The sequence below is a fragment of the Streptococcus oralis SK610 genome, from assembly GCF_000257455.1.
Taxonomy (GTDB): domain Bacteria; phylum Bacillota; class Bacilli; order Lactobacillales; family Streptococcaceae; genus Streptococcus; species Streptococcus oralis_CB.
The window spans coordinates 1-25,818 of sequence record NZ_AJKQ01000013.1 but is presented as its reverse complement, the minus strand read 5'-3'; the positions used below and the strand labels follow the sequence as shown (position 1 = coordinate 25,818).

26 protein-coding genes and 1 pseudogene are annotated in these 25,818 nt (G+C 39.5%); 22 read left to right on the top strand and 5 right to left on the bottom strand.

What is annotated here, in order from left to right; all coding sequences use genetic code 11:
* Positions 1–2: 2 nt before the first annotated feature.
* Positions 3–1,100, bottom strand: a complete 1,098-nt coding sequence (gene recF, locus HMPREF1115_RS06420; protein WP_000266693.1) for a DNA replication/repair protein RecF — start codon at positions 1,098–1,100, stop codon at positions 3–5.
* Positions 1,101–1,102: 2 nt separating this feature from the next.
* Complete coding sequence (gene yaaA / locus HMPREF1115_RS06415; RefSeq protein ID WP_000455872.1) at positions 1,103–1,471, bottom strand: S4 domain-containing protein YaaA; 369 nt, start codon at positions 1,469–1,471, stop codon at positions 1,103–1,105.
* A 160-nt stretch (positions 1,472–1,631) separates the two neighbouring features.
* On the opposite strand from yaaA, the gene yfmF reads away from it, so the two are divergent.
* The 12 genes from yfmF (at position 1,632) to tsf (ending at position 12,807) form a co-directional block, all read left to right on the top strand.
* Positions 1,632–2,882 (top strand): EF-P 5-aminopentanol modification-associated protein YfmF, encoded by a 1,251-nt coding sequence (gene yfmF, locus HMPREF1115_RS06410; protein WP_000424567.1) that lies wholly within the window; start codon positions 1,632–1,634, stop codon positions 2,880–2,882.
* The gene (gene yfmH, locus HMPREF1115_RS06405; protein ID WP_000170117.1) at positions 2,879–4,162 is read left to right on the top strand and encodes an EF-P 5-aminopentanol modification-associated protein YfmH; all 1,284 of its coding nucleotides are present in this window, start codon (positions 2,879–2,881) and stop codon (positions 4,160–4,162) included. The genes yfmF and yfmH overlap by 4 nt, the downstream gene beginning before the upstream one ends.
* Before the next feature lie 35 nt (positions 4,163–4,197).
* On the top strand, positions 4,198–5,019 hold the full coding sequence (rodZ, locus tag HMPREF1115_RS06400; RefSeq protein ID WP_001227979.1) for a cytoskeleton protein RodZ: 822 nt from the start codon (positions 4,198–4,200) through the stop codon (positions 5,017–5,019).
* A gap of 10 nt (positions 5,020–5,029) precedes the next feature.
* Positions 5,030–5,575: a CDP-diacylglycerol--glycerol-3-phosphate 3-phosphatidyltransferase gene (pgsA, locus tag HMPREF1115_RS06395; protein ID WP_000712149.1), complete on the top strand. Its 546-nt coding sequence runs from the start codon at positions 5,030–5,032 to the stop codon at positions 5,573–5,575.
* Positions 5,572–6,399, top strand: a complete 828-nt coding sequence (locus tag HMPREF1115_RS06390; RefSeq protein WP_000835739.1) for an energy-coupling factor ABC transporter ATP-binding protein — start codon at positions 5,572–5,574, stop codon at positions 6,397–6,399. Before pgsA ends, HMPREF1115_RS06390 begins: the two co-directional genes overlap by 4 nt.
* On the top strand, positions 6,384–7,223 hold the full coding sequence (locus HMPREF1115_RS06385) for an energy-coupling factor transporter ATPase (protein WP_000513211.1): 840 nt from the start codon (positions 6,384–6,386) through the stop codon (positions 7,221–7,223). Before HMPREF1115_RS06390 ends, HMPREF1115_RS06385 begins: the two co-directional genes overlap by 16 nt.
* Positions 7,216–8,010 (top strand): energy-coupling factor transporter transmembrane component T family protein, encoded by a 795-nt coding sequence (locus HMPREF1115_RS06380; RefSeq protein WP_000377886.1) that lies wholly within the window; start codon positions 7,216–7,218, stop codon positions 8,008–8,010. Before HMPREF1115_RS06385 ends, HMPREF1115_RS06380 begins: the two co-directional genes overlap by 8 nt.
* Positions 8,011–8,070: 60 nt before the next feature.
* A complete protein-coding gene (mreC, locus tag HMPREF1115_RS06375) occupies positions 8,071–8,886 on the top strand; it encodes a rod shape-determining protein MreC (RefSeq protein ID WP_001078971.1) in 816 nt (271 codons plus the stop codon).
* A 2-nt stretch (positions 8,887–8,888) separates the two neighbouring features.
* Complete coding sequence (mreD, locus tag HMPREF1115_RS06370) at positions 8,889–9,383, top strand: rod shape-determining protein MreD (protein ID WP_001237916.1); 495 nt, start codon at positions 8,889–8,891, stop codon at positions 9,381–9,383.
* A gap of 93 nt (positions 9,384–9,476) precedes the next feature.
* A complete protein-coding gene (gene pcsB, locus HMPREF1115_RS06365) occupies positions 9,477–10,685 on the top strand; it encodes a peptidoglycan hydrolase PcsB (protein ID WP_000726991.1) in 1,209 nt (402 codons plus the stop codon).
* A gap of 223 nt (positions 10,686–10,908) precedes the next feature.
* Entirely contained in the window at positions 10,909–11,688 is a 780-nt protein-coding gene (rpsB, locus tag HMPREF1115_RS06360; RefSeq protein WP_000268477.1) for a 30S ribosomal protein S2, read from the top strand.
* 78 nt (positions 11,689–11,766) lie between these two features.
* On the top strand, positions 11,767–12,807 hold the full coding sequence (gene tsf, locus HMPREF1115_RS06355) for a translation elongation factor Ts (RefSeq protein WP_000808058.1): 1,041 nt from the start codon (positions 11,767–11,769) through the stop codon (positions 12,805–12,807).
* A 105-nt stretch (positions 12,808–12,912) separates the two neighbouring features.
* Here tsf and cysK read toward each other — a convergent pair whose 3' ends face one another.
* From cysK to HMPREF1115_RS06340, 3 genes are all read right to left on the bottom strand, one after another.
* Positions 12,913–13,839 (bottom strand): cysteine synthase A, encoded by a 927-nt coding sequence (gene cysK / locus HMPREF1115_RS06350; RefSeq protein WP_000158480.1) that lies wholly within the window; start codon positions 13,837–13,839, stop codon positions 12,913–12,915.
* A gap of 96 nt (positions 13,840–13,935) precedes the next feature.
* Positions 13,936–14,379, bottom strand: a complete 444-nt coding sequence (locus HMPREF1115_RS06345) for a PH domain-containing protein (RefSeq protein ID WP_000863911.1) — start codon at positions 14,377–14,379, stop codon at positions 13,936–13,938.
* A gap of 15 nt (positions 14,380–14,394) precedes the next feature.
* Positions 14,395–15,030 carry a YigZ family protein gene (locus tag HMPREF1115_RS06340; RefSeq protein ID WP_000395761.1) on the bottom strand — a complete coding sequence of 212 codons (636 nt, stop codon included), beginning with the start codon at positions 15,028–15,030 and terminating at the stop codon, positions 14,395–14,397.
* Positions 15,031–15,086: 56 nt separating this feature from the next.
* On the opposite strand from HMPREF1115_RS06340, the gene HMPREF1115_RS06335 reads away from it, so the two are divergent.
* The 10 genes and pseudogenes from HMPREF1115_RS06335 to HMPREF1115_RS06290 all read left to right on the top strand — a co-directional run.
* Positions 15,087–16,385, top strand: coding sequence for an ATP-dependent helicase ComFA (locus HMPREF1115_RS06335; RefSeq protein ID WP_000867706.1), 1,299 nt, complete (start codon positions 15,087–15,089; stop codon positions 16,383–16,385).
* The gene (locus tag HMPREF1115_RS06330) at positions 16,382–17,044 is read left to right on the top strand and encodes a ComF family protein (protein ID WP_000995717.1); all 663 of its coding nucleotides are present in this window, start codon (positions 16,382–16,384) and stop codon (positions 17,042–17,044) included. The genes HMPREF1115_RS06335 and HMPREF1115_RS06330 overlap by 4 nt, the downstream gene beginning before the upstream one ends.
* Before the next feature lie 79 nt (positions 17,045–17,123).
* Positions 17,124–17,672, top strand: a complete 549-nt coding sequence (hpf, locus tag HMPREF1115_RS06325; RefSeq protein ID WP_000599103.1) for a ribosome hibernation-promoting factor, HPF/YfiA family — start codon at positions 17,124–17,126, stop codon at positions 17,670–17,672.
* An 81-nt stretch (positions 17,673–17,753) separates the two neighbouring features.
* Complete coding sequence (locus HMPREF1115_RS06320; RefSeq protein WP_002882248.1) at positions 17,754–18,932, top strand: acetyl-CoA C-acetyltransferase; 1,179 nt, start codon at positions 17,754–17,756, stop codon at positions 18,930–18,932.
* 157 nt (positions 18,933–19,089) lie between these two features.
* On the top strand, positions 19,090–21,063 hold the full coding sequence (locus HMPREF1115_RS06315; protein ID WP_000739985.1) for a DHH family phosphoesterase: 1,974 nt from the start codon (positions 19,090–19,092) through the stop codon (positions 21,061–21,063).
* Entirely contained in the window at positions 21,060–21,512 is a 453-nt protein-coding gene (rplI, locus tag HMPREF1115_RS06310) for a 50S ribosomal protein L9 (protein WP_000864211.1), read from the top strand. Before HMPREF1115_RS06315 ends, rplI begins: the two co-directional genes overlap by 4 nt.
* Before the next feature lie 43 nt (positions 21,513–21,555).
* Complete coding sequence (dnaB, locus tag HMPREF1115_RS06305; RefSeq protein WP_000852476.1) at positions 21,556–22,908, top strand: replicative DNA helicase; 1,353 nt, start codon at positions 21,556–21,558, stop codon at positions 22,906–22,908.
* A gap of 1 nt (position 22,909) precedes the next feature.
* Positions 22,910–23,176, top strand: coding sequence for a Veg family protein (locus tag HMPREF1115_RS06300; protein ID WP_001278165.1), 267 nt, complete (start codon positions 22,910–22,912; stop codon positions 23,174–23,176).
* Between the two features lie 99 nt (positions 23,177–23,275).
* The gene (locus HMPREF1115_RS06295; protein ID WP_000143405.1) at positions 23,276–24,397 is read left to right on the top strand and encodes a CHAP domain-containing protein; all 1,122 of its coding nucleotides are present in this window, start codon (positions 23,276–23,278) and stop codon (positions 24,395–24,397) included.
* A gap of 116 nt (positions 24,398–24,513) precedes the next feature.
* A pseudogene (locus HMPREF1115_RS06290) lies at positions 24,514–25,818 on the top strand (SIALI-17 repeat-containing surface protein); the annotation flags it as partial.

The window sequence follows — 25,818 nt, the reverse complement described above, 5'->3', positions numbered from 1 at the left end:
TGTCAATTTTGATTTACAGAAATTTTACCGTTTTGAATATTGAAAATACTAAGGTTTTCTGGTAAATTTTGCAAGTGGTCTAAACTTGTTGTTGTGATAAAGGTTTGGATAGATTGAGAAATGGTTTCTAGTAATTTTAGTTGCCGTGTATTGTCGAGTTCGCTCATAACATCATCAAGCAGTAGTATCGGAGACTCATTGGTAATACTTTCCATTAGCTCAATTTCCGCCAGTTTTATAGAAAGAACAAGGCTACGATGTTGACCTTGGCTTCCAAAACTAGCATCCATACCATTGATATAAAAAGAAATATCATCTCGATGAGGGCCAACTCCAGTATTCTTTTTAAATAAATCTCTGGATCTGCTTTTCTCCAAAGCAATTTTAAAGGAACTTGTTAGCTGTTCTTCATTAGTGAAGTTGACAGATGATTGATAAGATATTGACAGTTCTTCTAATTTATTTGAAATTTCTAAGTGTTTTTTTTGGCCAAATTTCTCTAAGTCTTTAATGAATTTTATCCGATGCTTTATAACGCGACAACCATAATCTATTAATTGATCATCTAAGACTGACAGAAATGTTTCGTCAATCTTCTGGCTAGATTTTAGGTAAGTATTTCTTTGCTTGAGTATATGGCTGTAGTTTGACAAGTCTGACAAGTAGATTGGTTTAATTTGTCCTAGTTCGATGTCTATAAACTTTCGACGGACAGAAGGTGCTCCCTTAATTAGCTGGAGATCTTCAGGTGCGAAGAGGACAACATTCATATGTCCGATGTAGTCTGAGAGGCGAGCTTGTTTTAAGTGATTGACCTTAGTCACACGCCCTTTTGGCGTTAAATCAATTTCTAGAGGGATAGAGCTTGTTTTCTTCTGTAGCAAGCCAGTAAGATGGAGTTGCTCGTTATCAAAATGAATGAGATTTTTATCTGTACGAGTCCGATGACTACGTGTCAAGGCTAAGAAATAGATTGCTTCTAGAATATTGGTTTTTCCTTGTGCATTTTGACCTAGAAAGACATTTAATTTTGGATTGAAATCAATTTTTGCCTCTTTGTAGTTTCGAAAGGTTTTAATTGTTAAATGTTGGAGCCACATGGTTATCTTCCTGGAAAACGTGGAACTTGTTTTGTTTTAGGCGATGAAGAAGTTTTTTGTTTTTCTTTCTTGACACCTTTATTCATCTCTTTGACAAGTTTAGCAATTCGCTCTTTCTCAATCTTATCTACTTGATACTCTTCTTGCTCTTTTAAACTTGGTTGTGTCAAGGTGATGTCAACCTTTAAATCAGGAATGTCAATCGTATCTCCAATACGGATTTTTTTCCCACGTCTACTTTCTAACTCACCATTAAAGTAAACTTGATGCTCTATTAAAAAGGATTTGATAGCACCACCGCTGTGTATAATCCCAAGCTCTTTTAGGAGGGCTTGGAGCGTAATAAATTCTTCAAATAATTTGTATTCCATAATTCACCTCAATCTTTGGTATTATACCATATTTTCCTTGAAATAGCTGGAGGAAAGTTAGTTGAAATGAAAACGGTTTTACTCTTTAAAGCTATAAAGAGAACAAGAAAAATTTTGATTTTCGTGGTATAATAGAACTCTATATGTAAGGAGGTAAGGTATGGAATTAGTGCCTGGAATTTCAGCACATTTTGTTCAATCCAAAAAGTTTAAAACAAATAAAATCACTATTCGTTTTACTGCTCCCTTATCTCTTGAGACAATAGCAGGACGCATGTTAAGTGCAAGTATGTTGGAGACGGCAAATCAAGCTTATCCCACATCACAAGCATTTCGCAGATACTTGGCAAGTTTATATGGAACAGATATTTCCACAAGTGCTTATCGTAGGGGACAGGCACATATTCTTGACCTAACGTTTACCTATGTGAGGGATGATTTTCTAAGTAAAAAGAATGTCTTGACTTCTCGAATTTTGGAATTAGTGAAACAGACTTTATTTGCTCCCTTAGTTCAAGATGGTGCTTTTGAGCCAGCCCTATTTGAAATTGAAAGAAAACAGTTATTGGCTAGTTTAGCTACTGATATGGATGATTCGTTTTATTTTGCTCATAAGGAGTTGGATAGCTTGTTCTTCCATGATGAGCGTCTTCAATTGAGATACAGTGATTTACGAAATAGTATTTCAAATGAGTCTCCGGAAAGTAGCTACACGTGCTTTCAAAATGCTCTGAAGAATGATCGTATTGATTTCTTTTTCTTAGGTGATTTTAATGAAGTAGAAATTACAGAATCGTTGAAGTCATTACCCTTTACAGTTAGAGAGAACGGCGTCACTATCCAGTACTATCAATCTTATTCGAATGTTCTACGAGAAGGAATGGTTCAGAGGAATGTTGGGCAATCTATTTTAGAATTAGGCTATCATTCTCCTGTAAAATATGGTGATGATGAGCATTTGCCCATGCTTGTGATGAATGGTTTGTTGGGTGAATTTGCACATTCGAAACTTTTTACAAACGTTCGTGAAAATGCTGGAATAGCCTATACAGTCTCGAGTCAATTGGATTTGTTTAGTGGTCTGTTAAGGATGTATGCGGGTATTGATAGAGAAAATCGAAATCAGGCTAGAAAATTGATGAATCATCAATTGCTAGATCTGAAAAAGGGTAACTTTACAGATTTTGAACTTGAACAAACCAAGGAGATGATTCGACGATCTTTGTTGATGGCTCAAGATAATCAACAGACCTTAGTTGAAAGAGTCTATTTGAATGCTCTATTTGGAAAATCAAGCTTTGACATTGATCGATTGGTGGCAAAATTAGAGAATGTTGGTAAAGAAGCTGTCTGTAAAGCTGCCAACAATTTGAAGTTACAAGCGATTTACTTTATGGAAGGAGTAGAATGACAAAGGTTACTTTTGAAGAAAAATACTATCCTGCTGTAAAGGAAACAGTCTACAAAGCACAATTGTCAAATGGATTGACAGTTTCTTTACTTCCTAAACAAGATTTCAATGAGGTTTATGGGATTGTAACAGTTCAATTTGGTTCTGTAGATGCAACTTATACAAGCTTGGGAAAAGGTTTACGTCATCATCCAGCAGGAATTGCACATTTTCTTGAACATAAATTGTTTGAAAGAGAAAATTCTGAGGATATAATGGCTACGTTTACTCGATTAGGTGCGGACAGTAATGCCTTTACAAGCTTTACTAAGACCAGCTATCTTTTTTCAACAATTGACCATCTATTAGAGAATTTAGATTTGCTAGATGAGTTAGTCGGAGATGTTCATTTTACAGAAGAGTCTGTTTTGAGGGAACAGGCTATTATCCAGCAAGAACGAGAAATGTATCAAGACGATCCAGACTCACGCTTGTTTTTTGCAACATTAGCCAACCTTTATCCTGATACTCCTTTAGCGACAGATATAGTTGGAAGTGAAAAATCAATTTCTGAGATTCAAGTTTCGAATTTAAAAGAGAATTTTACAGAGTTTTACAAACCTGTCAACATGTCACTGTTTTTAGTTGGAAATATTGATTTGGAAGTTGTTGAGAAATACTTTTCGAAAAAGGAAAAGAAGACTTTAGAACAGTTTATAGTTACAAAAGAGAAACTACCCTTGCAGCCTGTGAAGCAAACAGATAGTCTTCGGATGGAAGTTTCTTCACCCAAACTTGCTGTTGCGATTAGAGGTAATGGGCAAATAACAGAAGCTGAGTCTTATCGTTACAATATTTTATTGAAATTACTATTTACGATGATGTTTGGTTGGACTTCTGATCGTTTTCAAAAGTTATATGAGACTGGGAAGTTAGATGCGTCATTGTCACTTGAGGTTGAAGTCAACAGTCGCTTTCATTTTGTGATATTGACAATGGACACCAAAGAGCCTGTTTCTCTGTCGCATCAATTTCGTAAAGCGATTCGTCAGTTTAGTAATGATGCGGATATTACCGAGGAACATTTAGATCTTGTTAAGAGTGAGATGTTTGGGGAGTTTTTCAGTAGCATGAACTCTTTGGAATTTATTGCAACTCAATACGATCCGATGGATCGCGGAGAAACAATTTTTGATTTTCCGAAAATTTTACAGGAAATTACTTTGGAGGATGTTCTAGAAGCTGGACATCGTTTGATTGATAATGGTGATCTAGTTGATTTTACAATCTTTCCAGCTTAAAAGATGACTAATACTAGAAAGAAGGAATGGTACGTATGAGAAAAAAAACAATTGGCGAGGTTCTACGTTTAGCCAGAATTAACCAGGGATTGAGTTTAGAAGAATTGCAGGAAAAAACTGAAATTCAGTTGCATTTTCTAGAAGCCATGGAGTCAGATGATTTCGATTTACTTCCTAGTACCTTCTACGCTCGTTCTTTTTTAAGAAAATATGCCTGGGCAGTAGAGTTAGATGAAAGAATTGTATTAGATGCCTATGATTCAGGTAGTATGATCACTTATGAAGAGGTAGATGTCGATGAAGAAGACTTGTCTGGTCGCAGACGATCAAATAAGAAAAAAACGTCTTATCTCCCCTTGTTTTATTTCGTTCTATTTGCTTTGTCGATTTTAATTTTTGTCACTTACTATGTTTGGAACTACATCCAAACTCAGCCAAGTCCTTCTTCAGCTAATTATAGTATTGTGAGCTCAACCAGTTCAACAACCTCTTCTAGCTCATCTTCTAGTAGTCAGACGTCTAGCTCGTCTTCTACTACGGAATCAACTATTATAGTGTCAGGTGAAGGAAACCGCATTGAAGCTCGGTATAAAACGAGTAAGGAAACCGCTACTGTTCAATTGGCAGTTTCAGATGAAGCTAGTTGGGTTAGTGTTTCAGGAAGTGAGCTGGAGGGTGGTGTGACACTATCCGCAGACAATAAGAATGCAAAAACAACAGTTTCAACTAAGAATCCCGTTACCATTACTTTAGGTGTAGTGAAGGGAGTTACTGTAACTGTGGACAATCAAACGATTGATACTTCGAAGCTGACAACTCAGACTGGAACTGTAACACTTACATTTACTACAGATTAAGGAAAAATCAATGAAAAAAGAACAAATTCCTAATGTATTAACTATTGGTAGAATTCTCTTTATACCTCTCTTTATTCTTATTTTGACTTTGGGCCATTCACAAGGAAGTCATTTGCTAGCAGCGATCATCTTTGCAGTTGCTAGTATAACGGATTATCTTGATGGCTATCTTGCTCGTAAATGGAATGTAGTCAGCAACTTTGGAAAGTTTGCTGATCCGATGGCTGATAAGCTGTTGGTTATGTCAGCTTTTATCATGTTGATTGAGTTAGGCATGGCTCCAGCTTGGGTTGTTGCTATTATCATTTGTCGTGAACTTGCGGTGACAGGCTTACGTTTGTTGCTTGTTGAGACGGGAGGGACAGTTCTAGCAGCAGCGATGCCAGGGAAAATCAAGACCTTTAGTCAGATGTTTGCCATTATCTTTTTGCTCTTACATTGGAATTTAATTGGTCAGCTGTTGCTTTATATCGCTTTGTTTTTCACTATCTACTCTGGTTATGATTATTTCAAGGGTAGCGCTCATGTATTCAAAGGGACATTTGGTTCGAAATGAAATCGATTATTGAAGTAAAAAATCTGTCTTTTCGTTATAAGGAAGACCAGGATCATTATGACGTTAATAATATCTCGTTTCACGTGAAACGGGGAGAATGGCTTTCGATTGTAGGTCATAATGGGAGTGGAAAATCGACAACTATCCGTTTGATTGATGGCTTGCTTGAAGCAGAGTCTGGGGAAATCTGGATAGATGGCCAATTGCTGTCCTCTGAGAACGTTTGGGACTTACGCCGTCAAATTGGTATGGTTTTTCAAAATCCAGATAACCAATTTGTGGGGGCAACTGTTGAAGATGATGTCGCCTTTGGTTTAGAAAACCAGGGACTTCCTCGTGAAGAAATGAAGAAGAGAGTGGCTGAATCTTTGGAGTTGGTAGGTATGCTAGACTTTAAGAAGAGAGAACCAGCTCGTTTATCTGGTGGACAAAAACAGCGTGTGGCTATTGCGGGAGTTGTTGCCCTGAGACCAGCTATTTTGATTTTGGATGAGGCTACAAGTATGTTGGACCCCGAGGGACGAAGAGAACTGATTCAGACAGTTCAAGAGATTCGAAAAGATCACCAGATGACAGTCGTCTCCATTACACATGACTTAGAAGAAGTTGCGATGAGTGACCGTGTCTTGGTCATGAAAAAAGGCCAAGTGGAGTCAACCAGCAGCCCAAGAGAACTTTTTTCTCGGGATGATCTTGACCAGATAGGGTTGGATGAGCCTTTTACTAATCAATTGAGAGAATCTTTGAGAGAGACTGGTTATCAGTTGCCGGATGGCTATTTGACAGAAGGAGAGCTAGAGGACAAGTTATGGGAATTACTCTAGAAAATGTGAGCTTTACCTATCAAGAGGGAACTCCCCTATCTTCATCAGCCTTGACTGATGTTTCTTTGACGATTGAGGATGGTTCCTATACAGCTTTGGTAGGGCATACAGGTAGTGGGAAATCAACGATTTTACAGCTTTTAAATGGCCTATTGGTACCAAGTAAGGGTTCTGTTCGAGTTTTTGATACCGTCATTACACCTACATCAACCAACAAAGAAATTCGTCAGATTCGAAAGCAGGTTGGTCTAGTGTTTCAATTTGCTGAAAATCAGATTTTCGAAGAGACTGTTTTGAAAGATGTTGCATTTGGACCGCAAAATTTTGGAGTTTCTGAGGAAGAGGCCAAGAAAATTGCGCGTGAAAAGTTAGCCTTGGTAGGCATCGATGAGTCACTCTTTGAGCGCAGTCCTTTTGAACTTTCGGGTGGTCAGATGAGACGTGTGGCTATAGCAGGTATGCTAGCCATGGAGCCAACTGTCTTGGTTTTGGATGAGCCTACAGCTGGACTAGATCCTCTGGGCAGAAAAGAACTGATGACCCTGTTTAAAAAACTTCACCTTGCTGGAATGACAATCGTCCTGGTAACACATTTGATGGATGACGTAGCTGCATATGCTGATCAGGTCTATGTTATGGAAAAGGGGCGTTTGGTCAAAAGTGGTAAACCGAGCGAAGTTTTCCAAGATGTAGCCTCTATGGAAAAGGTGCAGTTAGGTGTGCCTAAAATCACAGCATTTTGTAAACGTTTGGCAGATAGGGGTGTAGATTTTAAAAAACTGCCAATCAAGATAGAGGAGTTTAAGGAGTCGCTAAATGGATAGTATGATTTTAGGGCGCTATATACCAGGGGATTCCATTATTCATCGCTTGGATCCACGTAGTAAATTGCTTGCCATGATTCTGCTGATTTTGATTGTATTTTGGGCCAATAATCCTCTCACCAATCTCGTTCTGTTTGTAGCGACAGGTATATTTATCGCTTTGTCAGGCGTTTCCCTCTCATTTTTCGTTCAGGGATTAAAATCCATGTTCTTCTTGATTGCTTTTACGACTCTTTTTCAGCTCTTTTTCATTTCAAGTGGAAATGTCCTATTTGAGTTTTCTTTTTTAAGAATAACGGATTATGCTTTGCAACAAGCAGGAATCATTTTCTGTCGTTTTGTGTTGATTATTTTCTTTTCAACCTTGCTAACCTTAACGACCATGCCTTTGAGTCTGGCAGCCGCAGTTGAAGCTCTTTTAGCACCGCTGAAACGCGTGAAAGTTCCCGTTCATGAAATTGGTCTCATGCTATCAATGAGTTTGCGTTTTGTTCCAACCTTGATGGATGACACAACGAGAATTATGAATGCTCAAAAAGCTCGTGGAGTTGACTTTGGCGAAGGCAGCATCGTTCAAAAAGTAAAGGCTATGATTCCAATTTTAATTCCTCTTTTTGCGACTAGCTTAAAGCGTGCAGATTCATTGGCAATAGCCATGGAAGCGCGTGGTTATCAGGGAGGAAAGGGTAGAAGTCAGTATAGACAGTTGAAATGGAGTCAAAAGGATACACTGGCAATTCTTGTGATTTTGGTACTGGGATGTTTCTTATTTTTCTTAAAATCTTAGCAGGTTTGTAGGATTGATAAGAAGCTCACAGTAGCAGGTTTTTAGTATAAAGGTAGGAATATGAACCGTTTTAAAAAATCAAAATATCTAATCATCGTTTTTGTCACAGTTCTGGCAGTTTCTGTTCTATTAGTGACAACCTATTCAAGCGCTATTGTGACGAAACTAGGAGATGGGATTTCCTTAGTGGATAGAATTGTTCAAAAACCCTTTCAGTGGTTTGATACTTTCAAATCGGATTTGGGACATTTGACGCAGACTTACAATGAAAATGAGAGTCTAAAGAAACAGCTCTATCAACTAGAGGTGGAGTCTAATCAATCAGAAAGTTTAAAAAATGAAAATGAACAATTACGTCAGTTGCTGGATATGAAGTCAAAATTGCAGGCTACAAAAACCATTGCAGCAGATGTGATTATGCGAGCTCCAGTATCTTGGAAACAAGAGTTAACAATTGATGCGGGAAGTTCAAAAGGAGCTTCTGAAAATATGTTGGCCATTGCAAACGGGGGTTTGATTGGTAGTGTTTCAAAGGTGGAGGATCATTCAACAACGGTCAATCTATTGACAAACACCGAAAATTCAGACAAAATTTCTGTTAAAATCCTGCATGGTTCTACTGAAATTTACGGGATTATCGTTGGTTATGATAAGGAATCTGAACTGCTTAAAATTAGCCAATTAAACAGCAACAGCGACATTAGCGCGGGAGACAAGGTGACTACAGGGGGGCTCGGAAACTTTAATGTTAAGGATATCCCTGTTGGAGAGGTTGTTGCTACAACACACAGCAGTGATTATCTAACAAAGGAAGTAACAGTCAAGTTAAGTGCTGACACCAAAAATCTTCATGTGGTAGAGTTAGTGGGGAATTAGCAATGAGACTGTTAAAACAAATTGGTATTTTCTTTTTACTCCCTTTTGTCGTACTAATTGATGCACATATTGGACAATTAGCGGGATCCTTCTTCCCTCACTTTCATTTAGCAAGTCATTTTCTGTTTTTATTTCTCTTGTTTGAGACAATTGAGGTTTCAGAATATCTCTATCTAGCTTATTGCGGTATAGTGGGTTTAGTGTACGATATCTATTTTTTCCACTTGATAGGAATTGCAACACTTCTATTTATCTTGATAGGTGCTTCGCTCCATAAGTTTAATAGTGTAATTTTGATGAACCGTTGGACAAGAATGTTAACAATAGTTGTGATGAGTTTCCTATTTGATATGGGGAGCTATCTCCTTGCCCTTGCTATGGGATTGACAGTAGAATCGATGCCAGTTTTCATCGTCTATAGTCTTGTCCCATCAATGATTTTAAACTTTTTATGGATGCTTATTTTCCAATATATTTTTGAAAAATGTTATCTATAAGAAAGAAATAAAAATGTAACAAAGGCGTAATATTTATTATGTCTTTTTTTGGTATACTAGTAATGTCTTAAATAGAAGGAGTATCTACACAATATGAAGAAAAAAATCTTAGCGTCACTTTTATTAAGTACAGTATTAGTGTCTCAAGCGGCGGTATTGACAACTGTCCACGCTGAAACAACTGATGAAAAGATTGCTGCTCAAGATAGTAAGATTAGTAATTTGACATCTCAACAAAAAGAAGCTCAAAAACAAGTAGATGAAATCCAAACGCAAGTTACAGCTATCCAAACTCAACAAACGAACTTGGAAGCTGAGAACGAAACTCTACAAGCTGAATCTAAAAAACTTGAAGGAGAAATTACAGAGCTTTCTAAGAACATTGTTGCTCGTAATGAATCTTTGGAGAAACAAGCACGTAGCGCACAAACAAACGGTGCTGCAACTAGCTACATCAATACAATTGTAAACTCAAAATCAATTACAGAAGCTATTTCACGTGTTGCAGCAATGAGCGAGATCGTATCAGCTAACAATAAAATGTTGGAACAACAGAAAGCTGATAAGAAATCTATTGCTGAAAAACAGGTTGCAAATAATGAAGCAATCAACACTGTCATTGCGAACCAACAAACGCTTGCTGACGATGCACAAGCATTGACAACAAAACAAGCAGAGTTGAAAGTTGCTGAGTTGAACCTTGCTGCAGAGAAAGCTACTGCAGAAAGTGATAAAGCTACTTTGTTGGAACAAAAAGCAGCAGCAGAGGCAGAAGCAAAAGCAGCAGCAGAAGCAGAGGCGGCTTATAAAGCACGTCAAACAAGCCAACAACAATCAGTTGTTGCTTCTGGAAATACAACACTTTCAGATCAAGTGCAAGCAACTTCAAGCTCTTCATCAGATGATGATTCAAGCTACACTCCAGCACCTGCTCCAACTCCAACTAGACAGCGTCCAACATACAGTACAAATGCTTCAAGTTATCCAACTGGAGAATGTACTTGGGGAGCTAAAACATTGGCACCTTGGGCTGGAGATTACTGGGGTAACGGAGCGCAGTGGGCTACAAGTGCAGCAGCTGCAGGATTCCGTACTGGATCAACTCCACAAGTTGGAGCGATTGCATGTTGGAATGACGGTGGATATGGACACGTAGCGGTTGTTACAGCAGTTTCATCATCAACTAGCATTCAAGTATCAGAATCAAACTATGGTGGAGATCGTACAATCGGTAACAAACGTGGATGGTTCAACCCAACTACAACTTCTGAAGGTTACGTTACTTATATCTATCCAAACTAATGAATGAAACGAAGAGGCTCGATTGAGTCTCTTTTATTATTTTCTATCGAAAGCAAGGCCGAAATCCATTAAAACTACTTGAAAATATGGCTATGATGTGGTAAAATAAAACTTGTCGTGTAAACGATAATACTCATTCTTGATGAATTGTGAAACTGTTGCCCTCGGGTCGTTTTGCAAGTTGAAGTCGAGGAGAGGAAAAAAACAAAAAGGAGAAATACTCATGGCAGTAATTTCAATGAAACAACTTCTTGAGGCTGGTGTACACTTTGGTCACCAAACTCGTCGCTGGAACCCTAAGATGGCTAAGTACATCTTCACTGAGCGTAACGGAATCCACGTTATCGACTTGCAACAAACTGTAAAATACGCTGACCAAGCATACGACTTTATGCGTGATGCAGCAGCTAACGATGCAGTTGTATTGTTTGTTGGTACTAAAAAACAAGCTGCTGACGCTGTTAAAGAAGAAGCAGAACGTTCAGGTCAATACTACATCAACCACCGTTGGTTGGGTGGAACTCTTACTAACTGGGGAACTATCCAAAAACGTATTGCTCGTTTGAAAGAAATCAAACGTATGGAAGAAGAAGGAATCTTCGACGTTCTTCCTAAGAAAGAAGTTGCACTTCTTAACAAACAACGTGCACGTCTTGAAAAATTCTTGGGTGGTATCGAAGACATGCCTCGTATCCCTGATGTAATGTACGTAGTTGACCCACATAAAGAACAAATCGCTGTTAAAGAAGCTAAAAAATTGGGTATCCCAGTTGTAGCGATGGTTGACACAAACACTGATCCAGACGATATCGATGTAATCATCCCAGCTAACGATGACGCTATCCGCGCTGTTAAATTGATCACAGCTAAATTGGCTGACGCTATCATCGAAGGACGTCAAGGTGAGGACGCAACAGCAGTTGAAGCTGAATTTGCAGCTTCAGAAGCTCAAGCTGACTCAATCGAAGAAATCGTTGAAGTTGTAGAAGGCGACAACGCTTAATTCATATAAATAGTAATTACCTAGGAGGGCGGGGCCTAGCCCAGCTCTCCTATTTTTAAAAAATATAGGAGAATCAAAATGGCAGAAATTACAGCTAAACTTGTAAAAGAGTTGCGTGAAAAATCTGGTGCCGGTGTTATGGACGCTAAAAAAGCGCTTGTAGAAACAGATGGTGATATCGAAAAAGCGATCGAATTGCTTCGCGAAAAAGGTATGGCGAAGGCAGCTAAGAAAGCTGACCGTGTTGCTGCAGAAGGTTTGACTGGTGTATTTGTTAACGGTAACGTTGCAGCAGTAGTTGAAGTAAATGCTGAAACTGACTTCGTTGCGAAAAACGCTCAATTCGTTGACTTGGTAAACGCAACAGCTAAAGTAATTGCTGAAGGAAAACCAGCTAACAATGAAGAAGCTCTTGCTTTGACAATGCCTTCAGGTGAAACTCTTGAAGCTGCATATGTATCTGCAACAGCTACAATCGGTGAAAAAATCTCATTCCGTCGTTTTGCTTTGCTTGAAAAAACAGATGCACAACACTTTGGAGCATACCAACACAATGGTGGTCGTATCGGTGTTATCTCTGTTATTGAAGGTGGAGACGAAGCGCTTGCTAAACAAATCTCAATGCACATTGCTGCGATGAAACCAACAGTTCTTTCTTACAAAGAATTGGATGAGCAATTCGTTAAAGATGAGTTGGCACAATTGAATCACGTAATTGACCAAGATAACGAAAGCCGTGCAATGGTTGGTAAACCAGCCCTTCCACACTTGAAGTATGGATCAAAAGCACAATTGACTGATGAAGTGATTGCTCAAGCTGAAGCTGACATCAAAGCTGAGTTGGCTGCAGAAGGAAAACCAGAAAAAATCTGGGACAAAATCATTCCAGGTAAAATGGACCGCTTCATGCTTGACAACACTAAAGTTGACCAAGCATACACACTTCTTGCACAAGTATACATCATGGATGACAGCAAGACAGTTGAAGCTTACATTGAATCAGTAAATGCTTCAGTAGTTGAGTTCGCTCGCTTTGAAGTTGGTGAAGGTATCGAGAAAGCTGCAAACGACTTTGAAGCAGAAGTTGCAGCTACAATGGCAGCAGCCTTGAATAACTAATAGAAAAGGAAGCAATTTGCTTCCTTTTTCTTTTTGTCTAGAGAATAGACTCTATATGAGTATATAAAAAAAGCCCTTTAATAAGGGCTAAGTGCATTTAGGAGGCTACACTTCAAATTCATAGAGTGCTGTAGACAAATAACGTTCGCCGTTATCTGGTGCTAAAGCAAGGACTTTCTTACCTGTACCTAATTTCTTGGCAACCTCAATTGCCCCGTAAATCGCTGCAGCTGAAGAAATCCCAACAAGGAAGCCTTCTTTTCCACCAATTTCACGGCCAAGTGCTAAAGCATCATCTGACGTTACGCGGACGATACCATCATAGGCCTTTGTATCAAGTGTCTCAGGAATAAATCCAGCTGAGATGCCTTGAATTTTGTGGGGTCCTGGTTTTTCACCAGACAAGATAGCTGACTCGTCTGCCTCAACTGCATAAACTTGAATGTTTGAATTTGCTGCTTTAAGAGCGTGAGAGACACCTGAGATCGTTCCACCAGTACCAACACCACCCACAAAAGCATCTAAACCATCAGAACCGAAAGCAGCCAGTATTTCAGCTCCTGTTGTTCTTTCGTGTACTTCTGGATTAGCTGGATTGTTAAACTGTAGAGGAAGGAAACCATCGCGCTCAGCTGCGATTTCTTGGGCTTTGGCAATAGCACCTTTCATACCTTCGCTACCAGGTGTAAGTACGAGTTCAGCGCCATAGGCTTGGATAATCTTACGTCGTTCCACACTCATCGTTTCTGGCATGACGATAACAACTTTATATCCTTTAGCAGCACCAACCCATGAAAGACCGATTCCAGTATTTCCACTTGTTGCTTCAACAATAGTAGCACCGGGTTTTAGAATGCCATCCTGCTCAGCCTTTTCAATCATGCTAAGGGCAATACGGTCTTTGACTGAAGATCCTGGGTTAAAGGCCTCTAGTTTAACATAGACGTCTGCAGCACCCTCTGGAACGATATTGTTGAGTTTAACAATTGGTGTTTGTCCGATTAGTTCAGTAATATTATTGTAGATAGTCATAGATATACCTCTTTGTATAAGATGATACTAGTATAACGTGCTCTAGGCTATTTGTAAAATATAGAAATCCTATCGAAGCGATAGGATTTTTTTATATCAAAGGTCTAAGCCATTAATTTTCAATCGATTGTGATAAGCAAGTTCTAGTAAATAGGTGTAAAGGGGAAGAATATCCGTTTTCTTAGGAAATTCAAATTTGTGGTAACTAAAATGTTCATTATGTGCTTTTAGAAAGACATTCTCTAAATAAGTGATCGTAATCTCACTATCGTCTATACCTGCTCCTGCAGTTTCCATTTCAACGTTGACAATGTTCATCAAAAAGAGTGACTTAACAGACATCTTGCGACCAGTAGCGCCTTGCTTATCTGTAAAGATGATACGAATATTTGTAAAGATGATTGCGTCACGAATGAGCTTATATCCACTTTGGATTTCTTCATTCTCTAGTAGGTATTGACCATATTCTTTGATAAGAACTTCTTTGTTTTGCTCGCTAAAATTTCCAGCAAGTCCTTGAATAAATTTTCCAAACGCCATGTATTTCTCCTTTGTTTACACTAAGTTTACAGGAACTTCAACTTCTCGTAAATCTTGATCCGTTAAAGTAACCTTTCCATTAAAAAACTCTACAAGAACAGACTTGATATTTTCTTTCTCTTCCTTATCAACATAAATTATGGTATCGATTTGATCTGTAAAGTTTGTCTCGATTTCCGTGAGTTTATGTTCTCTAAGAAAATTGCTATATTCTTGATACTGAGCGTAAGACATCTGAATGGCTATGCCAGCTTGCTCTTTGATTTCAATAATGCCTATTTCTTTGACAGCCAAGGCTACACTTCCTGCGTAAGCACGAATCAAACCTCCAGCGCCTAACTTAATTCCACCAAAGTAACGAGTAACTACTACGCAGATATTTGTAAGATTATGATTTTCTAAGACGCCAAGCATAGGAACTCCAGCAGTACCACTAGGCTCACCATCATCACTCGTACGCTTGATTTCACTGCGTTCTCCAATAATAAAAGCAGAGCAGTTATGGGTGGCTTTGTAGTGTTCTTTTTTGATGGTAGTGATAAAGTCACGGGCCTCCTCTTCACTATAAACACGCTTGACATGACAGATAAAGCGAGATTTTTTGATTTCTTCTTGGACCTGCCCATCCTCTTTAATTGTTCTAAATTCCATGATTTAATTGTACTAAAAAAAAACCTAAATCGCTAGATTTTTGCGAATATTAAAGTATGAAAGTAAATCCAAATTATCTCGGTCGCTTGTTTACTGAGAAAGAATTAACTGAAGAAGAACGTCAGATGGCTGAAAAACTTCCAGCAATGAGAAAAGAGAAAGGGAAACTGTTTTGTCAACGTTGTAATAGTTTGATTCTAGAAGAATGGTATTTGCCTATTAGCGCCTACTATTGCAGGAAGTGTTTGCTGATGAAGCGAGTCAGGAGTGATCAAGCTTTATACTATTTTCCGCAGGAAGATTTTCCTAAGCAAGATGTTCTCAAATGGTGTGGTCAGTTAACCCCTTTTCAGGAGAAGGTATCAGAGGGGTTGATTCGAGCAGTCGAAAAGAAAGAACCGACTTTAGTTCATGCTGTGACAGGAGCTGGAAAGACAGAGATGATTTATCAAGTTGTTGCGAAAGTGATTGATGATGGTGGTGCAGTTTGTTTGGTAAGTCCTCGAATTGATGTGTGTTTGGAACTGTATAAGCGACTGCAGAATGACTTTGCTTGCGATATAGCGCTACTCCATGGCGAATCAGAGCCCTATTTTCGAACTCCCTTAGTAGTTGCAACAACTCATCAGTTATTAAAATTTTATCATGCTTTTGATTTGTTGATAGTGGATGAGGTAGATGCCTTTCCTTATGTTGACAACTCTATGCTTTACTATGCTGTAAAGAACAGTGTAAAGGAGGATGGATTAAGGATATTTCTTACAGCAACTTCTACAGATGAGTTAGATAGGAAGGTTCGCACAGGAGAATTAAAACGATTAAGCTTGCCGAGACGGTTTCATGGAAATCCTTTGATTATTCCTAAACCTGTCTGGTTATCAGATTTCAATCGTCATTTAGAAAATAATCAATTGTCATCAAAATTAAAGACCTATATTGAGAAACAGAGAAGATCAGGTTATCCATTGCTTATTTTTGCATCAGAGATTAAGAAAGGCGAAAAACTAAAAGAAATCTTGCAAGATCAGTACCCGAATGAGAATATCGGCTTTGTGTCTTCTGTGACAGAAGACCGATTAGAGCAGGTGCAAGCTTTTCGAGATGGAGAACTAACAATACTGATCAGTACGACAATATTGGAACGTGGGGTTACCTTCCCTTGTGTGGATGTTTTCGTAGTAGAAGCTAATCATCGACTCTTTACCAAGTCTAGTTTGATTCAGATTGGTGGTCGAGTCGGGCGTAGTATGGACAGACCAACTGGTGAGTTGCTCTTTTTTCATGATGGACTAAATGCTTCCATCAAGAAAGCAATCAAGGAAATCAAGCAGATGAACAAGGAGGCGGGATTATGAATTGTTTACTATGTGGCCAGACTACAAAGGGTGAGTTAGCTTTTAGTAGTCTCTTCCTTTTGAAGGATGACAGCAGCTATCTTTGTTCAGCTTGTGTTTCTAGTTTTGAGAAGATTGGTGAGAATTGTTGCCCAAATTGTATGAAAATAGGCTTGTCAACTCAGTGTCAAGATTGTAAATTTTGGTGTAAAGAAGGAGTTCGGGTTGATCATAAGGCGATTTTTACCTATAATCAAGCTATGAAAGACTTTTTCAGTCGATATAAGTTTGATGGTGATTTTTTGCTTAGAAAAGTTTTTGCTTCCGTTCTTGCTGAGGAGCTGAAAAAGTATAGAGGTTATCAATTTGTTGTCATTCCCCTAAGTCCTGGAAGATTGATTGAGAGGGGATTTAACCAGGTTGAAGGTTTGGTTGAGGCAGCAGGCTTTTCCTTTAAAGATATATTAGGAAAAAGAGAAGAGAGTGCTAGTTCTTCTAAAAGCCGTTTGGAAAGGTTAGCTACTGAAATTCCATTTTTTATTAAAGATGGAATCTCACTTCCTAAGAAAATTTTGCTGATTGATGACATCTATACAACAGGGGCAACTGTGAATCGTGTGAAACGACTTTTGGAAGAAGCAGGTGCTTTGGATGTTAAAACTTTTTCCCTTGTAAGATGAGGAAAAAATTTGCAAAATGAAAATGAAAGCGTTATAATATAGTTAGAAAAACAAAAATGTTTAGAAAGAAGGTACTTATATGATTAAATATAGTATCCGTGGTGAAAACCTAGAAGTAACAGAAGCAATTCGTGATTATGTAGTTTCTAAACTCGAAAAGATCGAAAAGTATTTTCAACCTGATCAGGAGTTGGATGCACGTGTGAACTTGAAAGTTTATCGTGAAAAAACAGCAAAGGTTGAAGTAACAATTCCGCTTGGATCTATCACTCTTCGTGCTGAAGATATTTCTCAAGATATGTATGGCTCTATCGATCTTGTAACAGATAAAATTGAACGTCAGATTCGTAAAAATAAAACTAAAATCGAACGTAAGAATAAAAATAAAGTTGCGACAAGTCAACTCTTTACAGATGCTCTAGTTGAAGATGCAAATGTTGTGCAACCAAAAGTCGTTCGTTCAAAACAAATTGATTTGAAGCCAATGGATTTAGAAGAAGCCCTTCTTCAAATGGATTTATTGGGGCATGATTTCTTTATCTATGTAGATGTAGAAGATCAAACAACTAATGTTTTGTATCGCCGTGAAGATGGTGAAGTTGGCTTGTTAGAAGTGAAAGAATCATAAAATAGAATTTTTAAAGTGGTTTACACCAGTGTAAACCACTTTTGTATTGCGTTATTATAAAAGGTATAAATGGGGGCAGTTATGAAAGACGTGGTGATTGTTTCAGCAGTGCGAACTCCAATAGGCTCCTTTGGAGGAAGTTTGAAGAATGTTTCAGCAGTTGATTTGGGAGCTTTGGTTATAAAGAGAGCTTTGGAAAAAGCCAATGTCAAACCAGAGCAGGTAGACGAAGTGATTATGGGGAATGTCCTAGGCGCTGGTTTAGGACAAAATGTAGCCCGCCAAATGAGCATTCATGCTGGACTTTCTGAGTTTACACCAGCCTTTACCATCAATAAGGTTTGTGGTTCCGGTTTGAAGGCAGTGCAGTTGGCTGCTCAAGCGATTCGATGTGGCGATGCAGATATTATTGTAGCTGGTGGTGCAGAAAACATGAGTCAGGCGCCATACGTTTTGCCAAGTTTCCGTTGGGGTGGCCGTATGGGCGATTCAAAAGTGGTAGATACCATGCTTAAGGATGGTTTGTCTGATGCCTTTAACGAATACCATATGGGAATTACAGCTGAGAATGTGGCCGAAGAATATGGTGTCAGTCGAGAAGAACAAGATGCTCTTGCTTTAGAGTCACAAAAACGAGCAGTGGCGGCTATAGAATCTGGCCGCTTTAAAGAAGAGATTGTGCCAGTTGTCATTCCTCAACGCAAAGGCGATCCTATCGTTTTTGATACAGATGAATATCCTAGAAAAGATGCTAGCTTGGAGAGCTTGTCTAAGCTAGGTCCTGTTTTCAAAAAAGACGGTTCTGTCACAGCGGGAAATGCTTCAGGAATCAATGACGGGGCAGCAGCTGTCTTGATGATGAGTGCTGAAAAAGCTGAAGAATTGGGACTTCCAGTCATTGCCCGTATTCGTTCGTATGCAAGTGCAGGTTTGGATCCTAAGATGATGGGATGTGGACCGATTTATGCGACTCGCAAGGCTCTTGAAAAAGGCAAATTGACAGTTGAGGATCTCGACTTGATTGAGTCAAATGAAGCCTTTGCTGCCCAGGCTTGTGCAGTTGGGAAAACACTTGGCTTTAACACAGATATTGTCAATGTCAATGGTGGCGCCATTGCTCTTGGTCACCCAATTGGGGCTTCCGGTTGCCGAATCCTAGTGACACTGGTACATGAGATGATGAAACGTGATGCTAAAACAGGGTTAGCAACTCTCTGTATCGGAGGAGGGATGGGGACTGCTCTTATCGTGGAACGATAGGTGTTAGTAATCTGAACACGTAGGTAGGAGGGTGATGATTCTCTCCTCTTTTTGTGTCTGAGGTTAGAAGAAATCAATCATGAAAGAAGGGCTTGCATCTTTTAAAAGGTCGCTTTTTAAGGGTTTTTGTGATATAATAATGCGCAAGAGGTTTAGAATGAAAAAAAATAATTTAATCCCGTTTTCTGCAGTCTGGCTAGGACTTGCAACTTTCGGAATCTTAACTTTGCTGATTATTTTTTCACATAATCTTGCTGTAACAATCACTGTTTTGTTTTTATTTGTACTGCTTTATCTGCTTTTATTTGTATGGCAAAAAAAACAGTATGAAAAGAGCGAAATTGAACAAATCCAATATGTAAATCACCAAGCTGAAAATAGCTTGAGTACTTTGCTTGATCAAATGCCGGTGGGAGTCCTGAAATTAGACTTATCAAGTGGAGAAGTGGAATGGTTTAATCCCTATGCTGAGCTGATTTTGACTACTGAAGAAGGCGGAATTGATGTTGAGTTAATTCAAACCATCATCAAGGCTTCTGTTGGGAATCCAGGTTCGTATGCTACCTTGGGCGAAACACGGTATGCTGTTCATATGGACAAGGCTTCGGGTGTTCTGTATTTCTTTGATGTTTCTGGGGAATATGAAGCAACTGTTGAATTGGTAACTAGCCGTCCAGTCATTGGAGTCATCTCGGTAGATAACTATGATGATTTGGAGGATGCGACGTCTGACTCTGATATCAGCCATATCAATAGCTTTGTAGCTAATTTTGTTTCAGAATTTGCTAGTAAGTATGCTATGTTTTCTCGCCGTGTGGGGATGGATCGTTTTTATGTATTCACAGATTACACGGTACTAGAGGAATTGATGAATGATAAATTCTCTGTTATTGATACTTTCCGAGAAGAATCAAAGCAGAGGCAGCTAGCCCTAACCTTAAGTATGGGATTTTCTTATGGTGATGGAAATCATGAAGAGATAGGGAAAATTGCCTTGCTCAACTTGAACTTAGCAGAAGTTCGCGGTGGTGACCAGGTGGTGGTCAAGGAAAATAACGAAACCAAGAATCCAGTCTACTTCGGTGGAGGAACTGCTGCATCTATCAAACGTACTCGTACACGTACGAGAGCTATGATGACAGCCATTTCTGATAAGATTCGAAGTGTTGACCAAGTTTTTGTAGTCGGTCATAAAAATCTAGATATGGATGCTTTGGGCTCTGCTGTCGGTATGCAGTTGTTTGCAAGTAATATTATTGAGAACAGTTATGCTGTCTATGATGCAGACCAGATGCCAGCAGATATTGAACGTGCTATCCATTTCTTGAAGAAGGAAGATGTCACGAAACTTTTATCTCTTACAGATGCGATGAAGCTAGTTACAAACCGTTCATTATTGATTCTGGTGGATCATTCCAAGACGGCTTTGACCTTGTCAAAAGATTTTTATGATTTGTTCACTCAAACTATTGTTATTGACCATCATCGACGTGATCAGGATTTCCCTGAGAATGCCGTTATCACTTATATTGAAAGTGGGGCAAGTAGTGCGAGTGAGTTGGTCACAGAATTGATTCAATTCCAAAATTCTAAGAAGAATCGTTTGAGTCGTATGCAGGCCAGTGTTTTGATGGCTGGTATGATGCTGGATACCAAGAATTTCACATCTCGCGTGACGAGTCGAACCTTTGATGTGGCTAGTTATCTGAGAACACGGGGAAGTGACAGTATTGCAATCCAGGAGATTGCTGCGACAGATTTTGAAGAGTACCGTGAGGTAAATGAACTCATTTTACAAGGTCATAAGCTAGGTTCAGATATCTTGATTGCCCAAGCTAAGGACTCAATGTCTTATGACACAGTTGTTATCAGTAAGGCTGCCGATGCTATGTTAGCTATGTCTGGCATTGAAGCCAGCTTCGTTCTAGCAAAAAATACACAAGGATTTATCTCTATCTCGGCTCGAAGCCGTAGTAAAATCAATGTGCAACGCATTATGGAAGAGCTGGGTGGTGGAGGCCACTTTAATCTAGCAGCTGCGCAAATCGAGGATATGAGTTTGTCAGAAACAGGAGAGAAATTGACTCAACTTGTCTTGGATGAACAAAAGGAAAAGGAGAAAGAAGAATGAAAGTAATCTTTTTAGCAGATGTCAAAGGAAAAGGGAAAAAAGGCGAAATCAAGGAAGTGCCAACTGGCTACGCTCAAAACTTCCTGATTAAAAAGAATTTGGCCAAGGAAGCGACTGCTCAAGCAGTGGGTGAGTTGCGTGGAAAACAAAAATCTGAAGAAAAAGCTCATGCAGAGATGATTGCTGAAGCAAAAGCCATCAAGGCTAAGCTTGAAGCAGAAGAAACTGTTGTAGAGTTTGTTGAAAAGGTTGGGCCAGATGGTCGTACATTTGGCTCCATCACCAACAAGAAGATTGCAGAAGAATTGCAAAAGCAATTTGGTATCAAGATTGACAAACGCAATATTCAAGTGCAAGCACCAATTCGAGCAGTAGGTTTGATTGATGTACCAGTAAAAATCTATCAAGATGTTACAAGTGTCATCAATCTTCGTGTAAAAGAAGGTTAAGTTTACAACTTCTTGACAAGATTGTAAAAGGAAGGAAAGTCGGATGGCAGAAGTAGAGGAACTGCGAGTTCAACCTCAGGATATTTTGGCAGAACAATCTGTTCTGGGGGCTATTTTTATAGATGAGAGTAAGCTCGTTTTTGTCCGAGAATACATTGATTCTCGTGACTTCTTTAAGTATGCTCATCGGTTGATTTTCCAAGCGATGGTAGATTTGTCGGATCGTGGAGAAGCAATTGATGCGACGACAGTTCGGACGATTTTGGATAGCCAAGGAGATCTGCAAAATATTGGTGGCTTGTCTTACCTTGTTGAAATCGTCAACTCTGTACCAACTTCAGCTAATGCGGAGTATTATGCTAAAATTGTAGCCGAAAAGGCTATGCTTCGTCGCTTGATTTCCAAGTTGACAGAGTCTGTCAACCAAGCCTATGAAGCTTCTAAGCCTGCAGATGAAATCATTGCTCAAGCAGAAAAGGGACTCATTGATGTCAGTGAAAACGCCAATCGTAGTGGGTTCAAGAACATCCGAGATATTCTAAATATCAACTTTGGAAACCTAGAAGTTCGGTCACAACAAACAACGGACATCACTGGTATTGCAACGGGTTACCGTGATTTGGACCATATGACGACAGGTCTCCATGAGGAGGAGTTGATTATCCTAGCGGCACGTCCAGCGGTTGGTAAGACAGCCTTTGCCTTAAATATTGCTCAGAACATCGGGACCAAGTTGGATAAGACTGTAGCTATTTTTTCACTGGAAATGGGTGCAGAAAGCCTAGTAGACCGTATGTTGGCAGCAGAAGGTTTGGTGGAGTCTCATTCTATTCGTACGGGTCAATTGACTGATGAGGAGTGGCAAAAGTATACCATTGCTCAAGGGAATCTAGCCAACGCTAGTATCTATATCGATGATACACCAGGGATTCGGATCACGGAAATTCGTTCGCGCTCACGCAAACTGGCTCAAGAAACTGGAAATCTTGGTTTGATTTTGATTGACTACCTACAGCTTATCACAGGAACTGGTCGTGAAAACCGCCAACAAGAAGTCTCTGAAATTTCTCGTCAGTTGAAAATTCTAGCTAAGGAGCTAAAAGTTCCAGTCATTGCTCTTAGTCAGTTATCTCGTGGAGTGGAACAGCGTCAGGATAAGAGACCAGTCTTGTCTGATATTCGTGAATCGGGTTCTATCGAGCAGGATGCGGATATCGTAGCCTTTCTATACCGTGACGACTACTATGATCGTGCGGGTGAAGAAGAGGAAGGAATTCCAAATAACAAGGTAGAGGTTATCATCGAGAAAAACCGTAGTGGAGCTCGTGGTACGGTGGAATTGATTTTCCAAAAAGAATACAATAAATTTTCAAGTATCTCAAAGAGGGAGGCATAAGATGTCAGATGCATTTACAGATGTAGCCAAGATGAAAAAAATCAAAGAAGAGATCAAGGCGCATGAGGGACAAGTCGTTGAAATGACTTTGGAGAATGGCCGTAAGCGCCAAAAAAATCGATTGGGTAAGCTAATTGAGGTTTATCCATCTCTATTTATCGTTGAATTTGGGGATGTTGAAGGAGACAAACAAGCCAATGTCTACGTTGAATCCTTCACCTACTCAGATATCTTGACAGAAAAGAACTTGATTCGCTATCTAGACTAAGAATCCTAAAATGAAGTGAGCTTTGCTCACTTTTTTCTTTTTCTCCCGAATAGTATAAACGAGGGTAACCTCGAAAATTTATATTATTAAGGAGAATGAATGACGTTTTTAAAATCAGGAGTTAAGAAGAGTAGATGTACTCAGTTGAGTGTAGGGCTGGCTACTTTGTTCGTTACGAGTACCTTTTTGTTTGGTGGAGAATCAGTTCAGGCCGACAGTGTAGCGCGTGGAGATGACTATCCGCTTCACTACAAAAATGGTAGTGTTGAAATCGATCAGTGGCGGATGTATTCTCGCCAGTGTACCTCTTTTGCGGCCTTTCGTTTGAGTAGTGTAAATGGCTTTGAGATTCCTCCTGCCTACGGAAATGCGAATGAATGGGGACATCGTGCAAGGCGAGAAGGCTACCGTGTGGATACTAAGCCAGAAGTTGGGGCTATTGCTTGGTCGACAGAAGGATATTATGGGCACGTGGCCTGGGTATCAAATGTGTCGGGGGATACGATTGAAATCGAAGAGTATAACTATGGGGTTCGAGAAAAGTATAATCGTCGAAAAGTCAAGGCTAGTTCGATGACAGGTTTTATTCATTTTAGGGATTTATCTGCTAGCCATAGTGCGGGTGAGAATGCTCATAGCTCAGAGCTTCCGTCTAGTGGGACAATAGTATTCACGGAGAAATCGCCGATTATGGACCAACCGTCAAGTACAGGACAGGTTATTGACTACTATTATGCTGGTGAGAGTGTGAGTTATGATCAAGTTCTTGAAAAGGATGGTTATAAGTGGCTCGGTTATCTATCCTACAGTGGTGCTAGAAGATATGTGCAGTATACAAAGTTAAGCAATACAGAGAAAGGCTGGAAAAAAGAAGGAGGGAGTTGGTATTACCGAGAGAATGGTAAGCTAGCAACAGGATGGAAAAAAGTTAATGGCAATTGGTATCATTTAAAAGAAAATGGGGCCATGTCAACTGGCTGGGTTAAGGATGGCTCTCACTGGTATTATCTAAAGGCTTCGGGTGAGATGCAGACGGGATGGCTTAAAGACAAGGGAACTTGGTATTACTTAGAGGAATCTGGCCGGATGAAAGCTAGTCAATGGTTCCAAGCCTCGGGTAAACATTACTATGTTGATGCTTCGGGAGCCTTAGCTGTTAATACGATTATTGATGGCTACAGACTAGACAGTGATGGGGTAAGGATAGGAAGTGTTTCTTAAACATCATACAAGCTTTCTTCTTGTTCATAAAATTTTAAAATGGATATCGAATTAGTTGACGTTCTTTAAATAGTATAATATAATAACATTAAAAACTATAAAAGGGGCTTTGTCTAATGGACAAGAAGAAAGTTATTTTAACAAGTTTAGCAAGTGCAGCTGTATTGGGTGCTAGTGTACTCGTTTCACAGCCTTCAGTAGTTAAGGCAGATGAAGGGAAAGCAGAAGAGCAGGCAGTTGTTCCTGCACAACCACAAGCTGGAACAGAAGGGGAGAGCGGTGCTCAAACTGAAAAGGGATCAGAAAACGCTAGTCCAGCTAATCCTGGTGCGACAAATCCAGCTAAGATGACCAAAGAAGAGTTGATGAAGGCTTTGGATGAACTTGAGGAACAGGCTATTAGTGATATTGAGGATAAGGAAGCAATTGAGGACAAAGAGGCTGCAACTGAAGCTGTGAAGGAATATATCGGTAAGATGTATATTTCAGACACTCTTGAGTCTGGAGAGCTCAGCCTAGATAATATCATCGCTGAATTGCCAGAAGGTGCAGAAGATAAGGCTGTGGTAACAGGTCCTGAAGTTCAAACTAATAAAAAATTATCTACTGAGGAGAAGGCTCTACTAGACCAGGCTGAAAAAGATGCCAAAGAACAAGTTTCTCAAGCGACGGATGCTCTGGTTCAAGCTCTAGAATCTCTTGAAAATGCTGTAATTGAAGATATTAAAAAAGACGCTTCAATCACCAATAAAGAAGCGGCTATCAAAGAAGCCAAAGAAGAGATTGGTAAAGAAGATCTTTTAAAGGCTATCGCAGATGAGGATTTGGAGATTGGTGATGTTATTGTAGACTGGCCAGCAGATACAAGCGAGCACAAAACAGTAGCTGAAGCTGTATCAGAATTCACAGATGAAGACCAAGCTAAGTTAGACGAAGCTGATAAAGAGGCTCAGGTTGATGCAGCTAAAGTTCGCTCAGATTTAATCGCTACCCTAGAAAAAATTGAAAGAGAGACAATCGACGACATCAACAAAGATGCCACTATCACTGATAAGGAAGCAGCGATCAAGGCAGCTAAAGAAGTGATTGGCAAGGACGGCATCTTGAAAGCTATCGAAGAAGGTGACATCGAAGCGTCAGATTTGTTAGATGATTTCTTGGCAGAAGATAGTGAACAAGTAACACCAGCCGAAGCGACGAGCCAAGAAGATTTCTCAAGTCAAGACCAAGCAAAACTGGCTGCAGCGGACAAGGAAGCAGCAGAAGAAGCAGCCAAAGTTCGATCAGATTTAATCGCTACCTTAGAAAAAATTGAAAAATCAACCATTGACGACATCAACAAAGATGCCACTATCACTGATAAGGAAGCAGCGATTAAAGCAGCTAAAGAAGTGATTGGCAAGGATGCTATCTTGAAAGCC

Bases quoted from the DNA above. Each gene is read 5' to 3' on its own strand.
- dnaB (WP_000852476.1), top strand. From the start codon at position 21,556: ATGGCAGAAGTAGAGGAACTGCGAGTTCAACCTCAGGATATTTTGGCA.
- HMPREF1115_RS06345 (WP_000863911.1), bottom strand. From the start codon at position 14,379: ATGGCGTTTGGAAAATTTATTCAAGGACTTGCTGGAAATTTTAGCGAG.
- HMPREF1115_RS06385 (WP_000513211.1), top strand. From the start codon at position 6,384: ATGGGAATTACTCTAGAAAATGTGAGCTTTACCTATCAAGAGGGAACT.
- yaaA (WP_000455872.1), bottom strand. From the start codon at position 1,471: ATGGAATACAAATTATTTGAAGAATTTATTACGCTCCAAGCCCTCCTA.
- rpsB (WP_000268477.1), top strand. From the start codon at position 10,909: ATGGCAGTAATTTCAATGAAACAACTTCTTGAGGCTGGTGTACACTTT.
- recF (WP_000266693.1), bottom strand. From the start codon at position 1,100: ATGTGGCTCCAACATTTAACAATTAAAACCTTTCGAAACTACAAAGAG.
- mreD (WP_001237916.1), top strand. From the start codon at position 8,889: ATGAGACTGTTAAAACAAATTGGTATTTTCTTTTTACTCCCTTTTGTC.
- pcsB (WP_000726991.1), top strand. From the start codon at position 9,477: ATGAAGAAAAAAATCTTAGCGTCACTTTTATTAAGTACAGTATTAGTG.
- hpf (WP_000599103.1), top strand. From the start codon at position 17,124: ATGATTAAATATAGTATCCGTGGTGAAAACCTAGAAGTAACAGAAGCA.
- rodZ (WP_001227979.1), top strand. From the start codon at position 4,198: ATGAGAAAAAAAACAATTGGCGAGGTTCTACGTTTAGCCAGAATTAAC.
- HMPREF1115_RS06295 (WP_000143405.1), top strand. From the start codon at position 23,276: ATGACGTTTTTAAAATCAGGAGTTAAGAAGAGTAGATGTACTCAGTTG.
- yfmF (WP_000424567.1), top strand. From the start codon at position 1,632: ATGGAATTAGTGCCTGGAATTTCAGCACATTTTGTTCAATCCAAAAAG.
- HMPREF1115_RS06320 (WP_002882248.1), top strand. From the start codon at position 17,754: ATGAAAGACGTGGTGATTGTTTCAGCAGTGCGAACTCCAATAGGCTCC.
- pgsA (WP_000712149.1), top strand. From the start codon at position 5,030: ATGAAAAAAGAACAAATTCCTAATGTATTAACTATTGGTAGAATTCTC.
- HMPREF1115_RS06390 (WP_000835739.1), top strand. From the start codon at position 5,572: ATGAAATCGATTATTGAAGTAAAAAATCTGTCTTTTCGTTATAAGGAA.
- rplI (WP_000864211.1), top strand. From the start codon at position 21,060: ATGAAAGTAATCTTTTTAGCAGATGTCAAAGGAAAAGGGAAAAAAGGC.
- HMPREF1115_RS06330 (WP_000995717.1), top strand. From the start codon at position 16,382: ATGAATTGTTTACTATGTGGCCAGACTACAAAGGGTGAGTTAGCTTTT.
- HMPREF1115_RS06335 (WP_000867706.1), top strand. From the start codon at position 15,087: ATGAAAGTAAATCCAAATTATCTCGGTCGCTTGTTTACTGAGAAAGAA.
- HMPREF1115_RS06340 (WP_000395761.1), bottom strand. From the start codon at position 15,030: ATGGAATTTAGAACAATTAAAGAGGATGGGCAGGTCCAAGAAGAAATC.
- mreC (WP_001078971.1), top strand. From the start codon at position 8,071: ATGAACCGTTTTAAAAAATCAAAATATCTAATCATCGTTTTTGTCACA.
- tsf (WP_000808058.1), top strand. From the start codon at position 11,767: ATGGCAGAAATTACAGCTAAACTTGTAAAAGAGTTGCGTGAAAAATCT.
- HMPREF1115_RS06380 (WP_000377886.1), top strand. From the start codon at position 7,216: ATGGATAGTATGATTTTAGGGCGCTATATACCAGGGGATTCCATTATT.
- HMPREF1115_RS06315 (WP_000739985.1), top strand. From the start codon at position 19,090: ATGAAAAAAAATAATTTAATCCCGTTTTCTGCAGTCTGGCTAGGACTT.
- cysK (WP_000158480.1), bottom strand. From the start codon at position 13,839: ATGACTATCTACAATAATATTACTGAACTAATCGGACAAACACCAATT.
- yfmH (WP_000170117.1), top strand. From the start codon at position 2,879: ATGACAAAGGTTACTTTTGAAGAAAAATACTATCCTGCTGTAAAGGAA.
- HMPREF1115_RS06300 (WP_001278165.1), top strand. From the start codon at position 22,910: ATGTCAGATGCATTTACAGATGTAGCCAAGATGAAAAAAATCAAAGAA.